Source organism: Gaetbulibacter sp. S0825 (assembly GCF_011777505.1).
GTDB lineage: Bacteria > Bacteroidota > Bacteroidia > Flavobacteriales > Flavobacteriaceae > Pontimicrobium.
Window position 1 is genome coordinate 1 of the sequence record NZ_JAATJT010000003.1, and the last position, 16,369, is coordinate 16,369.

At 32.7% G+C, this 16,369-nt stretch carries 15 protein-coding genes; 5 read left to right on the plus strand and 10 right to left on the minus strand.

Going from position 1 to position 16,369, the window contains the following annotated elements; translation table 11 throughout:
* The 4 genes from HB672_RS11130 to HB672_RS11145 form a co-directional block, all read left to right on the plus strand.
* Positions 1-1,168 (plus strand): gliding motility-associated C-terminal domain-containing protein (locus HB672_RS11130; protein ID WP_167769608.1); only part of this gene is annotated, 1,168 nt, incomplete at its 5' end.
* A gap of 12 nt (positions 1,169-1,180) precedes the next feature.
* A complete protein-coding gene (locus HB672_RS11135; RefSeq protein ID WP_167769609.1) occupies positions 1,181-2,101 on the plus strand; it encodes a type IX secretion system membrane protein PorP/SprF in 921 nt (306 codons plus the stop codon).
* Positions 2,102-2,112: 11 nt separating this feature from the next.
* Complete coding sequence (locus tag HB672_RS11140) at positions 2,113-4,029, plus strand: OmpA family protein (RefSeq protein WP_167769610.1); 1,917 nt, start codon at positions 2,113-2,115, stop codon at positions 4,027-4,029.
* A 409-nt stretch (positions 4,030-4,438) separates the two neighbouring features.
* Complete coding sequence (locus HB672_RS11145; protein ID WP_167769611.1) at positions 4,439-4,933, plus strand: CAP domain-containing protein; 495 nt, start codon at positions 4,439-4,441, stop codon at positions 4,931-4,933.
* A 58-nt stretch (positions 4,934-4,991) separates the two neighbouring features.
* On the opposite strand, the gene pdxH is transcribed toward HB672_RS11145, so the two are convergent.
* Entirely contained in the window at positions 4,992-5,642 is a 651-nt protein-coding gene (pdxH, locus tag HB672_RS11150) for a pyridoxamine 5'-phosphate oxidase (protein WP_167769612.1), read from the minus strand.
* Positions 5,643-5,722: 80 nt separating this feature from the next.
* Here pdxH and HB672_RS11155 point away from each other — a divergent pair, with 80 nt between their 5' ends.
* Positions 5,723-6,034: a DUF3784 domain-containing protein gene (locus tag HB672_RS11155; RefSeq protein ID WP_167769613.1), complete on the plus strand. Its 312-nt coding sequence runs from the start codon at positions 5,723-5,725 to the stop codon at positions 6,032-6,034.
* On the opposite strand, the gene HB672_RS11160 is transcribed toward HB672_RS11155, so the two are convergent.
* From HB672_RS11160 to lon, 9 genes are all read right to left on the minus strand, one after another.
* Positions 6,031-6,936, minus strand: coding sequence for a ribonuclease Z (locus HB672_RS11160; RefSeq protein ID WP_167769614.1), 906 nt, complete (start codon positions 6,934-6,936; stop codon positions 6,031-6,033). The two genes, HB672_RS11155 and HB672_RS11160, sit on opposite strands and share 4 nt — an antisense overlap.
* Positions 6,937-6,939: 3 nt before the next feature.
* The gene (locus tag HB672_RS11165; RefSeq protein WP_167769615.1) at positions 6,940-7,272 is read right to left on the minus strand and encodes a ribonuclease Z; all 333 of its coding nucleotides are present in this window, start codon (positions 7,270-7,272) and stop codon (positions 6,940-6,942) included.
* Between the two features lie 3 nt (positions 7,273-7,275).
* Positions 7,276-8,205 carry an aspartate carbamoyltransferase catalytic subunit gene (locus HB672_RS11170; RefSeq protein WP_167769616.1) on the minus strand — a complete coding sequence of 310 codons (930 nt, stop codon included), beginning with the start codon at positions 8,203-8,205 and terminating at the stop codon, positions 7,276-7,278.
* 5 nt (positions 8,206-8,210) lie between these two features.
* Positions 8,211-8,750, minus strand: coding sequence for a bifunctional pyr operon transcriptional regulator/uracil phosphoribosyltransferase PyrR (pyrR, locus tag HB672_RS11175; RefSeq protein WP_167769617.1), 540 nt, complete (start codon positions 8,748-8,750; stop codon positions 8,211-8,213).
* A 127-nt stretch (positions 8,751-8,877) separates the two neighbouring features.
* Complete coding sequence (rpsA, locus tag HB672_RS11180; RefSeq protein ID WP_167769618.1) at positions 8,878-10,710, minus strand: 30S ribosomal protein S1; 1,833 nt, start codon at positions 10,708-10,710, stop codon at positions 8,878-8,880.
* A gap of 198 nt (positions 10,711-10,908) precedes the next feature.
* On the minus strand, positions 10,909-11,604 hold the full coding sequence (cmk, locus tag HB672_RS11185) for a (d)CMP kinase (RefSeq protein WP_167769619.1): 696 nt from the start codon (positions 11,602-11,604) through the stop codon (positions 10,909-10,911).
* A gap of 59 nt (positions 11,605-11,663) precedes the next feature.
* Positions 11,664-12,548, minus strand: coding sequence for a hypothetical protein (locus HB672_RS11190; RefSeq protein WP_167769620.1), 885 nt, complete (start codon positions 12,546-12,548; stop codon positions 11,664-11,666).
* Between the two features lie 98 nt (positions 12,549-12,646).
* Positions 12,647-13,669: a type IX secretion system protein PorQ gene (gene porQ, locus HB672_RS11195; protein WP_167769621.1), complete on the minus strand. Its 1,023-nt coding sequence runs from the start codon at positions 13,667-13,669 to the stop codon at positions 12,647-12,649.
* Between the two features lie 98 nt (positions 13,670-13,767).
* The gene (gene lon, locus HB672_RS11200) at positions 13,768-16,218 is read right to left on the minus strand and encodes an endopeptidase La (protein WP_167769622.1); all 2,451 of its coding nucleotides are present in this window, start codon (positions 16,216-16,218) and stop codon (positions 13,768-13,770) included.
* Between the last annotated feature and the right edge of the window lie 151 nt (positions 16,219-16,369).

Consider the following 16,369-nt stretch of genomic DNA (forward strand, 5'->3'; position numbering starts at 1 on the left):
GTCTAACTACACGTTAGTTAGAACTTGGACAGCTACTGATGCTTGTGGATTGGAAACTAGCCATACACAAACTATCTCAGTACAAGATACAACTGCACCTACATTTGTGGAAACACTTCCTGCTGATTTAACTTTAGAATGTGATGACACAATCCCTACTCCTGATGTATTAACTGCTACTGATAATTGTGACAGCAACTTCATTAAAGTAGAATATAACGAAGTAAGAACTGATGGTTCTTGTGGAGGAGATTATATACTAACTCGTAGTTGGACAGCAATGGACAATTGTGGAAATATTGCTGAATACTCTCAAATCATTACTGTTGCAGACACTACAGCACCAATTACAACAACAGATTTTGAATCTGACATTACAGTAAGTTGTGGTGATATACCTAGTGTTCCAGAATTAGAGTTTGAAGATGCTTGTTCATCTCAAATAGATGTAACTTTCAATGAAACAGATACTAATGATGGTAGTGGAGACAACTATGTAATTACAAGAGAGTGGACTGTAAGTGATGAGTGTGATAACGCAAGAATATATACTCAAACAATAAATGTAATACTAGAAGGACGCGTTACAGGTGGATCAACTGACTTATGTGTTGGTGATAATTTTGACTACGATTTGTTTGATTTACTAAGTGGAAACTTTGGAACAAATGGAACATGGGAAGTAACATCTGGAGACGCAACAATAAACGGTAACCTATTTAATCCTTTCGAGTTAAGTTTAGGCGAATATAGATTTACTTATACTGACACAGAAGGTGAATGTCCAAGTGAAACTGAAGTAATTATTACTTTAAATGATGCCTGTATTGTATTACCATGTCTAGATGCATTTGATGCAGATCAACATATTCCAAAAGCAGTAACGGCAAATGGAGATAATATGAATGATACGTTCCGTATTGCTGTATTAGACACAGATTCTGAGTGCTTTGATGTAACTATGCAGTTACAAATATTTAACCGATGGGGTTCATTAATTTATGAATCTAATGACTATCAAAATGATTGGGGTGGAGAATCTCACAACAATTCGGTAGGATCTCACGGTAAAGTACCGACTGGAACTTATTACTATATATTAAAATTAATTGAAAATGGTAGATTGATTGCATCACATGCAGGACCAATTTACGTAGGAACCAAATAAATTTAACCTATCATGAAAAAGTTTATTAAGTTTAACATTATTGCTATTGTATTGCTTAGCTCTTATACAGCTATAAGTCAGCAGTTACCACAGTTTACGCAATATATGTATAATACTATCTCAATAAACCCTGCTTATGCAGGAAGTAGAGAAACTCTAAGTCTTGTTGGACTTCACAGAAGTCAATGGACAGCAATTGATGGAGGGCCAACCACTCAAACCTTTTCTATTCATTCTCCTATGAGAAATGAAAAGGTAGGTTTAGGATTATCATTTATCAATGATAAATTAGGATTCGAGAACTTCACCTATATATATGGAGATTTCTCATATACGCTTAATCTTAGTGAAAAAACAAAGTTAGCACTTGGTTTAAAAGGAGGATTTACTTCATATAGTATTGATCAAGAATTAAGAAATGCATATCCAACAGATCCTGCAATATATGGTATTGAAGATCGATGGAATCCAAATATGGGAATTGGTGGGTTTTTGCATACTAACAAATGGTATTTAGGTTTGTCTGCTCCAAGAATCTTGACTACAGATTTAAATGACCACAATGATGTTAAAGCATTAGAGCGTGTGAGCTACTATTTAACTGGTGGTTATGTGTTTGAACTTAGTAATACTGTAAAGCTTAAACCTGCATTTATGGTTAAAGCAACAAATGGTTCGCCTTTGTCATATGACTTAACTGCCAACTTCTTATTTAATGAGAAAATGTGGCTAGGCGCTGCTTACAGAATTAATGAATCTACTGGTGCTTTGGGAGGCATATTTGATTTTCAGGTATCTAAACAATTACGCTTAGGATATGCTTACGAGCATCCTATTTCAGATATTAGACCATACTCTAGCGGAACGCATGAAATTTTATTAATGTTTGAAGTGTTTAAAAGTAAACGTGTTAAATCCCCAAGATACTTCTAAAATATACTACTATGAAAACAAAAGTTTTACTCATAATATTATTAATAAGTGGCTCTTTGACTTATGCTCAAAGCAAGCTTGCTGATAAATTCTTTGAAAATTTTGCTTACGTTAGAGCTAGCGAACTATATGAAGAAGCTGTAGCTAATGGAGATGATAGTGAGCACGTACTTACACGCTTGGGTGATTGTTATTACAATAACTCCAATGCCGCAAAAGCTGCTACTTGGTACAAAAAAGCTTTAGATAAATACTCAGATATTCATCCAGAATATATCTACAAGTACAGTCAAGTACAACGTAGTTTAGGAAACTATCAAGAAGCTGAAGATTATTTGCAGAAATTCAAAGAAAGACAAAATGAAGATAGTCGTACCAAGTTTATCTTAGGGGATGTTAAAATCTATGATGAGTTATCTTCAATGGAAAAAGTATATATCGAAGTAACCAACTTAGATATTAATACAGAATACTCTGATTTTGGAAGTTTTGAATACGATGGAAACCTATACTTTGCTTCGGCAAGAAATACAAGTAATAAGTTGTACGACTGGAATGAAGAACCATTTTTAGATATCTATCAAGTAGATGTTAAAGATGATAATGGTGTAAAAGCTCTTGGAAAGCCTGGATTTATTATGGCTGAAGATGTAAACACGAATTACCATGAAGCATCGGTAGCTATTACAAACGACGGAAAAACTATCTATTTTACACGTGATAACGTTAATAAACGTAACCGTTTAGACTATGATAAAAAAGGAACAACTCATTTAAAAATTTATAAAGCATCTTTAGATAATGGAAATTGGTCCGATATTGAGGAATTACCATTTAACGATGATGTATTCTCTACTGGTCACCCAGCTTTAAGTCCAGATAACAAAACATTATATTTTGTATCTGATAGAGATGATATTAATAGTTTTGGACAAACTGATATATATAAAGTTACCATTAATGACGATGGTTCTTATGGAGAGCCTGAAAATTTAGGAGCAGCTGTAAACACCGAAGGTCGCGAAATGTTCCCTTTTGTTGCTAAAGACAATACTTTATACTTTTCTTCTGATGGTTACTTAAACCTTGGTCTATTGGATATTTATAAATCTGATGCATTAAACGGAAGTACTGATAAACCTAAAAACTTAGGTGCACCTTATAATAGTGGTGCCGATGATTTTGCTTTCTATATTACTGAAAACGAAACTGGGTACTTCTCATCTAACCGTGAAGGTGGAAAAGGAAGTGATGACATATACAGTTTTGCTGCTTACGAATGTAAGCAAACTGTTACAGGTGTTGCTCGTGATTCGAAAACACAAGAACCTCTTAATGCTGTAACCATTGAAATTATCAATGATGCAGGTGTGATTATTCAAACAGTAACAACTGCTGCTGATGGTGCTTATACTTACGAGGTTGATTGTAACCAAAAGTATAGTATTAGAGGATCTAAACCTAACTATAAAGATGATGTACAACATTTTATAGCAGGTAGCGAGAACAACTTTGAAAATAAAGTAGATCTTAACTTAATACCGCTTTGCTTTGATTCTGAAATTGTAATCAACCCTATATTCTTTGATTTTGACAAATGGAATATTAGAACAGATGCACAATATGAGCTTGAAAACATTGTAAGTGTTATGCGAGATCATCCACAAATGGTGATTAAAATTGAATCGCATACGGATAGTCGTGGTCGAGATGCATACAACATAAAACTATCGGATAGAAGAGCAAAATCTACTAGAGATTATCTTTTATCTCGCAACATTGCACCTGAACGTATTGAAAGTGCTATTGGTTATGGTGAAACACAGTTGCTAAACGAATGTAGCAATGGTGTAAAATGCTCGAAAGAAAAACATCAAAAAAATAGACGCTCTAAATTCTTGATTGTTCAAGGAAAATGCGAAAACTAAAATAATGTAATAATGTTATAATCTTCCCTACACTTATGTTTGAAGAATAGAAATTTACTTATTGGTTGGTTGTAAATTCTGATAATAACTTATTACACTGAAAGCCGCTCGTTAAGAGCGGCTTTTTTATTGTTAAAAAGTAAAAAAAAGCAATTCAAATAAGTAGTAATTACCTTATAATTATCTCCTCATAAAGAGCAATTATTCGCTCTTGAATTTTATACCCAAACCACAATATTTTAATTTCCACCGATAAAAAGTACAAAAACATCTACAAACGTGCGTTTCATCGATAATATGTATTATACTTTCGATGAAATACGTGTTTTTCATCGATTTTAACATTTATTTAACAGTGTTTTTTAAGACGCCTGCTAACTTTACAGTCCCAAATCTTAATAACCTACTTATGAAATTATCAAAGTTTTTGCCAGCTTTGGCACTGTTAGCTTTAATGACTGTTTCTTGTTCTACAGACTCTATTGAAGAAGATAATATTGATGCGCTTTCAACATCTTATGTCCCACAAACAAAAGCTATTGAAATTGAAATTCTAGAATTAATAAACAATCATAGAATTACAGTTGGTTTAAATGCACTAAACGACATGAGTAAAGTAAAAGCAACAGCGTATAGCCATACAGACTATATGAGAGACAAACAAGAGGTATCTCATGATAATTTCTATCAACGTAGTAGTAGTCTAAAAAATAACCCTGGAGCAAGCAAAGTAGGAGAAAATGTAGCTTATGGTTTTAGTTCTGCTCAATCTGTAGTTAATGCATGGTTAAACAGTAGTGGTCATAAAGAAATCATAGAAGGTGATTTTACAAACTTTGACATATCTGCTGAAAAAGATTCAGAAGGAAAATGGTATTTTACCAACATATTTATAAAGAAATAGGTTAAGAATAACTCATAGTATAAACATAAAAAAGAACCGTTAAATAGCGGTTCTTTTTTTATGGTGCTAATCTATCTATTTGCCAATTATAATCTTCCAGAAGCTTGTAACGTATTCTATCATGCAACCTATTGGCTCGTCCTTGCCAAAACTCCATTTCTACAGGTTTAACAATAAAGCCACCCCAATACTTTGGTCGTGGTATTTCTTTACCTTCAAATTGCTTTTCTAAATCTTGTAATTTATCTTCTAATTCTTTTCTGTTTTTAACAACATTACTTTGGTTAGATACTACTGCGCCTAGTTGACTCCCTCTTGGACGTGATTCAAAATAGCCATCGCTTAAGTTTTCTACTATACGTTCTGCTTTACCTTTAATAATTATTTGTCGTTCGGCAGCATGCCAAAAAAAAGATAAACAAACATTAGGGTTTGTTTCTATAGCTTTTCCCTTTTCGCTATTGTAGTTCGTATAAAAAATAAAACCTTCGTATGTATATTTTTTTAACAGCACTACTCTACCCTTTGGATAGCCATCTAGACCTATTGTAGAGACAGTCATAGCATTTGCTTCATCAATAGAATTGTTATTGTCAACTTCATAAAACCACTTTTGAAATAATTCCATTGGATTTTCAGGAATATTACTTTTTAGCAATGCTCCTTTTTCATAGGATTTACGATAATTACTTAAATCGTTATTCTTCATAAGTGCAATTTACAAGATTTAATAATCATATTTTTATCAGAATTTAAAAAACTATTAACTTGTACTAAAAAATAATTATTATGCTTTTTTCATCTTTGTTAATGGGGGTTATTCTTATTATCTGTGGCTTTCTAGTAAAGAAATACCCCAATCTTATTGCAGGATATAACACCTTAAGTGAAGATGATAAAGAAAAAGTTGATATAGAGAATTTGTCTTCAATGATGAAAAGAGCATTAATTACTATTGGTGCTTTAATAATTGTTATGGGATTGATTATGAGTCTTATAAAAGTAAAAGAGCATTATGGTTTGCTAATTACCAGTTCTATCGTAATACTTGGTGTTATTATTATGATAATAAGTGCGAAGAAGTTTAAGAAAAAACCTTAAAACTCGAAGGTTTTTCCTGCTTCGGCTGTATCCACATTTTCAAAAATCTTTGAAGCTTCATCGATAAACTCCGAAACATCTTCATAACGTGTTGAAAAATGCCCTAAAATTAACTGCTTAACATCGGCCTTTTTAGCTATAATTGCAGCTTCTTTAGCTGTTGAGTGTTTCGTTTTTTTTGCCAAATGAGAGAGTTTTTCTAAAAAAGTAGATTCATGATATAATCCATCTACACCTTTAATTATTGGCACAATAGATTCGGAGTAAGCTGTATCACTGCAAAACGCATAACTCCTAGGCACAACACCTCTTTTTGTTACTTGTTCATTTTTTATTAATACACCATCCTCATTTATAACATCAAAACCTTGCTTTAGCTTTCTAAAATATGCTTTGTCTATGTTAGCATCTTCAGCTGCTCCCAACATTAATTTGCGCTCGTTTTCTTTTTCTTTGAATAAAAATCCATTGGTATAAATACGATGGTCTAACGGAATGGTATATACCTCGACTTTATCATCTTCAAAAATTAATTGTGAATCAGTTGATTTTAATTCGTGAAAAATTAATTTATAATTTGTCCAGGAATCGGCAAGTTTCATTTGCAATGTAATTACTTCTTTCAATCCCTTTGGCCCATAAATATGTAAATCGGTTTCTCTAGTTAAGAGTTTAAAGCTTGAAATTAATCCTGCTAAACCATAGTAATGATCACCATGCAAATGCGAAATAAAAATATGCTTTATCCTGTTAAACTTAACCTTATACTTTCTAAGTTGGACCTGAGTACCTTCACCACAGTCTATTAAAAAGATATGGTTTCGTATTTCTAACACTTGAGACGTAGGATGTGTAATAATGCGTGGAGTGGCGCTATGGCAACCAAGGATAGTAAGCTTCATAAATTAAAAACCTAAATCTCTTTCAATTTCTTCCATTTCAATAATATCATAGGCTTCTTGCAATGTTGGAACAATAATCAACTCATCTGGAATGTGGTCACTATTGATTTTATCAGTTACAATTACAAATGAATGTTTAGCCTTTCTATGCTGATTGGAAATCTGTAAAAACTCGATAACATCTTCAGCACTTAAAGGTTTTAAAGTTGTAAGGTTTATAATGATATTATCATTTTTGAACCTACTATAAATTATTTGCAGTTTTTTAACAAGCTCAACAATTGATGCTTTTTCTTGAGTAATAATTGAGATATTACCATCTTTATCAAAAATCATAGTCTATTGTTTTATTTTAGAAGCTAATAAATAAATAACAGCCATACGTATAGCTACTCCGTTTTCAACTTGGTTAAGAATAATTGCTTGGTCAGAATCCGCTACATCACTAGTGATTTCTACACCACGGTTAATTGGACCAGGATGCATAATGGTTATTTCTTTGTCTAAAGAATTAAGTAGCTCTTTAGTAACTCCATATTGTTGTGCATACTCCCTTGTGGATGGAAAATAATTAATTTCCATTCGTTCATTTTGTACGCGAAGCATATTTGCTACATCACACCAATCTAATGCTTTACGCAAATTGGTTTCAACTTTTACTCCTAATTTATCAATATATTTTGGAATTAATGTTTTAGGTCCACAAACCATCACTTTTGCTCCTTGTAATTGCAAAGCAAATATATTTGACAAGGCTACACGACTATGCAACACATCACCAACAATCACTACATTTTTACCTTTTACCTCTCCTAGCTTTTCTCTAATGGAATACGAATCTAATAACGCTTGGGTTGGATGCTCATGAGCACCATCACCTGCATTAATAATGCTTGCATTAATATGGTTAGATAAAAACACACCTGCTCCAGGATTTGGATGTCGCATCACCACCATATCTACTTTCATAGAAAGGATATTATTAACGGTATCTATTAAGGTTTCTCCCTTTTTAACAGATGATTGTGATGCTGAAAAGTTAATGACATCAGCCGATAACCGTTTTTCAGCAAGTTCAAAAGAGAGCTTCGTTCTGGTTGAGTTTTCAAAAAATAAATTTGCAATGGTAATGTCTCTAAGCGAAGGCACTTTTTTAATAGGCCTATTAATAACCTCTTTAAAATGGTCGGCTGTTTCAAAAATAAGCTGAATATCTTGTTTGGTAAGATATTTTATTCCCAGTAAGTGATTGACACTTAATTCGCTCATATTTCTTATTTATTTATTAAATACACTGAATCTTCGCCTTCGTTTTCAATCCAGTTCACCTTTACTTTTTCATCATTAATAGCATCTACCTGTCTACCTCTATAATCAGGTTGAATTGGTAAGTGCCTGCTAAAACGTCTGTCTATGAGTGTTAATAATTCTATTTCAGCTGGTCTTCCAAATGATTGAATAGCTGTTAAAGCTGAACGAATACTTCGTCCAGTATATAACACATCGTCTATAAAAACCACTTTCTTATTTTCAACAACAAAATCTATTTCAGTGGTATTTGCTTCTAATGGTTTATCACCACGTCTAAAATCATCTCTAAAAAAGGTGATATCCAACTGACCTAACCTAACATTTTTTATTTTATAATCTTCTCGAAGCATTTTGCACAAACGGTTAGCAAGGTATTTGCCTCTTGGCTGAATACCTATTAAAACAGTATTAGAAAAATCGTTGTGGTTTTCAATTAGTTGACAAGCCAATCGATGAAGAATGATGTTTACCTCTTTTGCATTAAGTAACACTTTTTGACTCATATAATATCCAAACGTATTTGGTCGACAAAGTTAAGTTAAAAAATTAGGGTTTGCAATGGTTTTATATAGCAATAAAAAAAGCCTCCCAAACGGAAGGCTTTAATTTTATATAAATATCTAAGAAATATTATTTCCCGTCCATTTTATCTTTAAGAGCTTGTAAAGCATCATTAGCATCACCTAAAGTAGGCTTTGCTTCTGCAGCAGCAGCTGAAGCTTTTTTAGCAGCAGCTTTTACAATTTTTGCTTCTTCTTCTCTAAAGATGGCAGTATGAGAAGCTACAACACGTTTAAATTCTTTATTGAATTCAATAATTTTAAACTCTGCTTCTTCTCCTTTCTTAAGTTTCTTACCATCTTCTTTCTCTAAATGACGAGAAGGGATGAAAGCAACGATATCCTCATTAAATGTAACAGTAGCACCTTTGTCTACTATTTCTTCGATAGCTCCAGTATGTGTAGAGTTTAATGCAAACTCAGTTTCATACTTATCCCAAGGATTATCTGTTGTTTGTTTGTGACCTAAACTTAGTTTACGTCCTTCAACATCCAATTCTAATACTACAACATCTAATGTATCACCAACTGCACAGAACTCAGATGGATGCTTAATTTTCTTAGTCCAAGATAGATCTGAGATATAAATTAATCCGTCGATACCTTCTTCTAATTCAACAAACACACCAAAGTTTGTAAAGTTACGTACAATACCTGAATGCTTAGAACCTACAGGATATTTCTTAGTAATATCTGTCCAAGGGTCTGGAGTTAATTGCTTAATTCCAAGAGACATTTTACGCTCTTCTCTATCTAAAGTTAAGATTTGTGCTTCAATTTCGTCACCAACAGTCACAAAATCTTGTGCAGAACGTAAATGTGTAGACCAAGACATTTCAGAAACGTGAATTAGTCCTTCAACTCCTTCAGCTACTTCGATAAAAGCACCGTAATCTGCAATTACTACAACTTTACCTTTTACTTTATCTCCAATTTTAACCTCTTCACCTAAAGCATCCCAAGGGTGCTTACTTAATTGCTTAAGACCTAATTGAATTCTTGATTTGTTTTCATCAAAATCAAGGATTACAACATTAATTTTCTCGTCTAGTTCAACAACCTCACTAGGGTGGTTAATTCTAGACCAAGAAAGATCTGTAATATGTATTAATCCATCAACACCTCCAAGATCCATAAATACACCATAAGAAGTAATGTTTTTAACAGAACCTTCTAGTACTTGACCTTTTTCTAGTTGACCAATAATTTCTTTCTTCTGTAACTCGATATCAGCCTCAATAAGTGCTTTATGAGATACTACAACGTTTTTGAATTCATGGTTGATTTTAACAACTTTAAATTCCATTGTTTTGTTTACATATTGATCGTAATCTCTAATAGGCTTCACATCGATTTGAGAACCTGGTAAGAAAGCTTCAATACCAAATACGTCAACGATCATACCACCTTTAGTACGACATTTAACAAAACCATTTACTATTTCTCCTGAATCGTGAGCAGCATTTACGCGATCCCAAGCCTTAATTACTCTAGCTTTACGGTGAGATAACACTAATTGTCCTGTTGCATCTTCACGAACATCAATTAATACCTCTACTTTGTCTCCAACTTTTAAATTTGGATTGTAACGAAACTCGTTTAAAGAGATAACTCCTTCAGACTTTGCATTAATATCAATAATCGCATCACGATCACTAATATGAATTACTTCACCTTCAACAACTTCATCATCTAAAGTGTCTACAAAATTTTCAGATACTAATTTTTCAAATTCCTCTAATTGTTTGTCATCAACTGGGTCAATTCCTTCTTCGTAATTGTGCCAATTAAAATCTTTTAGAAATTTGTCTGGATTTGCTTGAGCTTCAGAGACTACTGGAGCTTCGGTTGTTGCAGCTTCTTCAACTTGTGCTTCTACTGCTTTTTCTTTTTTTTCAGCCATTGCTGATTTAACATTTGTATTCTGTATGCTTTCAGAAAAATTAAGCGATGTACACACAGAAGTGTTATAATTTGTTTTTTTGTTCCTTTTATTTTCTGATAATCCGCTAAAAGGAGTGCAAAAATACATATTATCTGTGAAATTGCCTAATTTTATTTAAGTAGAAATGCTGTTTTTAAAGTATTGAAAATGAAATAACTATTCTTGGTTCTCAAGCGTCATTCTAACCAAGTTCATAATACTCTCAAATTGCTCTTCTAAAGTAAGGTTGGTATTATCTATTTCTATAGCATCTTGTGCTTTTATTAAAGGTGAATCTTCACGATGTGAATCTATATAATCACGTTCTTGGACATTTTGCAGCACCTCATCAAAATTAACCTTATCACCTCTTTTTATAAGTTCATCATACCTACGTTGCGCTCTAATTTTTGGAGATGCAGTCATAAATATTTTTAATTCAGCTTGAGGGAACACTACAGTGCCAATATCTCGTCCATCCATCACTATACCTTTTCCTTCTCCCATTTTTTGTTGCTGCTTTACCAACTGATATCGCACTTCGGGAACTGCCGACACCTTACTAACATAGCTAGATACTTCAAGCGTTCTAATCTCTTTTTCAACATTTACATCATTTAAATACATTTCAGAAAACCCCAAAGCTTCATTGAATTTAAATGATAAATTAATCTTATCAAGCTCTAGCACAAAGTCATTGACTTTAAAAGAATTTTCGTTAATAAAATTATTTTGCAATGCGTACAAGGTTACTGCTCTATACATCGCTCCTGTATCTACATAAACATAGCCTAATTCCTTAGCTATTTGCTTTGCTAAAGTACTTTTTCCAGTTGATGAAAATCCGTCGATGGCTATGGTAATGTTTTGCATGTTATTTTTAAGTAGTAGGTTTTGTTCTTTTGATGTTTTGTTTAACTGTTTATATATAATTAGTTTTTTTCTAATTCATAAACTCTTTCTCCAAGTATATATGTACCATCTTCTTTGTTTGACAATATATTATGGAAATCAATATTACCATTTTCATTCTTTACATACAAATAATGAAAAGCCTCGCTTTCGTCAATTAAAATATCATCAAAAAACATGACTAAGTCATATTTTGCAGGTGGTCCACAATAAATGTCAGTTGAAAAGTATACGGTAAAATTATCTAATAGACCAAATCCTTTAACAATTCCGTTATTTTCAATAGTTAAGCTTTCAGATAGAATGTTTCCCAAATTGTCTTTTAGAGTATAATTTCCACTAAGAGTTTTACTTCTTGTATAGTAATATAGAGGATTAGGAAATAAATAATCATTTTTAAATTCAAAGGGAATTCTTTTGAATACAATAAATTTCTCTTCATGTCCATTTCCTTTAGGTCTGTATAGAGAAACAGAATTATTATTAATATCCCAAGTAAAATATGAAATCCAATCATAATTGAAATAATAAATATCAGTCGTTTTGTAGTAATTAAGAGAATCTTTAGCTTTTAAGTTAATTTTATATTTACCTTGTTCTCGTATCGTGTCTTTATTATTAATTAAATATTCTGACACTTCAGGATGCAGTAAGTGGTCATGAAGTACTGAATATCCAATATTTAGTATTCCTTTTTTGATTTCTTTTGAATTGATTCTTAGAGCAACTGGATAATTAGGGTCGAATGCATTTTTAGATTTGATAGCACTATTATTTTCTTCAAATGAGTTGTAATATTCTTCAGCAATCCAAATACCTTCCAACATTTTGATTTCTTTTTTAATACTTTGTCCAAAGGAAATAAAGCATAAAAAAAATGGTAGTATTTTAAAAATGTGTTTCATTTTTCAAGTTAAGCCAGCCAAATTTATATGTATTCGTTTTAATGTTATATCTCAATCAAAGGTCGTCTATTATCTTAAAAAAATCAAGAAAAAATAAGCTACTGCAAATCTATTTGTAATCCAAAAAAGCTTGCGTTTGAAGCACTTGTATATCTTGCATGCGAATAACTAAATCGCATTTTATTCATTTTTATTCCTACCCCAAAAGACAAACCTGAAAAATTTCGCTGTTCCAAAATTCGTAACTCTTCGGCACGTCTAAAACTATAGCCTAATCTAATATTAAATCCTTTCTCTGGAAATAATTCGGCTCCTAAAATTAAATGTCGAAAAGCATTATTAAAAAAACTTACTTTTTCTTGAGTTTGGTTACCTTCTAAATCACTTGTTGCTCTTGCAGGATTTGGTCTTCCAATTGGCCATTCTTGCAGATTTTCAAAAGTCATGTGCCAACGTAAAGGGACATGCTCAAGTGTTTGTGACATGCCAAAATCCACTTCAAAAGGTAATGGTTCTCTTAATCCTGCGTAGGTTGTAATTTGACTTCCCAAATTTCTAACAACTACTGCTGCATTAAAATCTAAATTATCATTTATATATAACAATCCTAAATCTACAGCAGCACCAAAAGAGCTATACTGTTCTAATTTGGACGTAATTAGTTTTAAATTTGCTCCAGCATAAAAATCGGAATATCCAATTTGCGTAGCATAACCAACCGAGAGCGCTGTCTCACTACCAGAAAAGCTTCCTGTAGATACGCCATTTTCATCGTAACCATCAAAGCTTCCATAGTTAATATAGGTTACACCTCCATGTATGGTTTGTGTGCGTCTATCTATTGTATAAGCGTAAGCAGCACTACCATAACCAATACCTCCTAAATAACTCGTATAATTTAGTGCTAATTGGTTATCCATCTCCACATTAATGGTTGCAGGATTGTAAAGTCCTTGTGTGACATCATAATCTACATTGGTAATTACTTTTCCGCCCAAAGCTGCCTGACGTGGTGATGATATAAGATTTAAAAATTGATATGTTGACTCACCTCCTACTTGAGAAAAGGAGGTTTTTATAAAAAAAACCAAAAAACATACTGTGGTAATAGTTCTTATCATAAAGAAGGCAAAGTAACTAAATCTATCTTAAAACGATTTGCAATCTGTTTTATTTTTAAATTATTTAAAAAACCTCGACTTAAAATCGAGGCTTTGGTTTATAATTTCTTTGCATTTTTAACCTTTTGCTTTGTAACTGCAATATCAATAACCTCGCTCATGTCACTTACATAATGAAACGTCAATCCTTTTAGATATTCTTCTTTAATTTCTTTAATATCTCTACGGTTCTCTTCACACAGCAAAATTTCTTTGATTCTAGCACGTTTAGCGGCCAAAATCTTTTCTTTAATTCCACCTACAGGCAATACTTTTCCACGAAGTGTGATTTCACCAGTCATGGCTAAGCTTTTTTTAACTTTTCTTTGTGTAAATAATGATACTAAAGAGGTTAACATTGTAACACCAGCACTTGGACCATCTTTAGGAGTTGCACCTTCTGGAACATGAATATGCACATTGTACTTTTCAAATATCTCTGGGTCAACTCCAAAAGTATCTGCGTTTGCTTTTATATATTCCATAGCAATGGTCGCCGATTCTTTCATGACTTTTCCTAGATTACCAGTAATAGTCATAGTGCCTTTTCCTTTTGAAAGAATTGATTCTATAAACAGAATATCACCACCAACACGTGTCCAAGCAAGACCAGTAACAACACCTGCAACATTATTGTTTTCGTACTTGTCGCGCTCCATTTTTGGCCCACCAAGCACTTCAATAATATCTTCGTTGGTCACTTTAATATTGTATGGTTCTTCCATAGCTATATTTTTGGCAGCATGACGTACCATTTTAGCAATTTGTTTTTCTAAACCACGAACACCAGATTCCCTCGTATAACCTTCTACAATTTTTTCTAATTGCGGTTTCCCAATTTTTAAATGCTTCGTAGTTAATCCGTGTTCCTTTAACTGCTTAGGTAATAAGTGGCGTTTTGCAATCTCTACCTTTTCTTCAATAGTATAACCAGTGACGTTTATTATTTCCATTCTATCTAATAAAGCAGGCTGAATGGTTGACAAGCTATTAGATGTAGCAATAAACATGACCTTTGACAAATCGTAACCCATTTCCAAGAAATTATCATGAAACTCAGAGTTTTGTTCTGGGTCTAAAACTTCTAGCATTGCAGATGATGGGTCGCCTTGATGGGAATTGGACAATTTATCAATCTCATCAAGCACAAAAACTGGGTTGGATGTCCCTGCCTTTTTAAGACTTTGAACAATTCGTCCTGGCATTGCACCAATGTATGTTTTTCTATGTCCTCTAATTTCGGCTTCATCACGTAAACCACCCAATGACATACGCACATATTCCCTACCTAAGGCTTCTGCAATAGATTTTCCTAACGATGTTTTACCAACTCCTGGAGGACCGTATAGACATAGTATTGGTGACTTCATGTCGTTACGTAACTTTAAAACAGCTAAATACTCTATGATTCTTCGCTTAACATCATCTAAACCATAATGGTCACGGTCTAAAATCTTTTTGGCTCTTTTTAAATCAAATTTATCTTTACTAAACTCATTCCAAGGCAAATCCAAAAATAAATCTAAGTAGTTACGTTGGATGGAGTATTCAGCAACTTGAGGATTCATACGTTGCATTTTGGCCAATTCTTTATCAAAATGCTTCTTTACTTTTTCATCCCATTTTTTTGATTTGGAGCGAACTCGCATTTCTTCAATTTCCTCATCAGATGATACACCTCCTAGCTCTTCTTGGATGGTTTTCATTTGCTGATGCAGAAAATATTCACGTTGCTGTTGGTTCATATCACTTTGAACCTTAGACTGAATATCATTTTTTAGCTCCAATTTTTGAAGCTCAATATTCATATTCTTTAAAGTCGCTAAAGCGCGTTCTTTTAAATCGTTAATTTCAAGAAGCTTCTGTTTTTCTTCAACTGAAAGATTCATGTTTGAAGACACAAAATTTACTAAAAACGAACTGCTCTCAATGTTTTTAATAGCAAAAGTAGCTTCGGAAGGAATATTTGGACTCTGCTTAATTATTTGAAGTGCCAACTCTTTAATAGAGTCTATAATCGCTCTAAACTCACTGTTATCTGCAGCTGGTCTAGCCTCAGCAACTTCTTTTATTGTTGCATTAATATATGGCTCTTCGGTAATTACTTCGTTTATTTCAAACCTCTTTTTTCCTTGAATAATAATGGTTGTATTACCGTCTGGCATTTTTAAAACCCTTAATATTCTTGCAACTGTCCCTTTTTTATAAATATCCTTAGCAGTAGGATCCTCTATTGTTTCATCTTTTTGTGATACAACACCAATGACTTTACCTCCTTTGTTAGCGTCGTTAATTAGTTTTATCGATTTATCTCTTCCAGCAGTAATTGGAATAACAACACCTGGAAATAAAACGGTATTACGCAATGGCAATATTGGAAGGGCTTCTGGTAATATTTCGTTATTAATTTCTGCTTCATCTTCTGGTGTCATTAACGGAATTAATTCTGAATTTTCATCAAACTCCTGAAATGACAAACTGTCAAGACTTGTAAATTTAGACTTCGCCATACTATTTTTAGGTCATTCTGTCATTAAAACAGAATTATTTTTTATTTCAATTAAATTTATAAACTAAGTAATATGCTAAAAATCCCAATTTCAAAGGGCTTTTAATTGCTTTACACTTACTAATATTCAATTGTTATGCCATTATAATGCT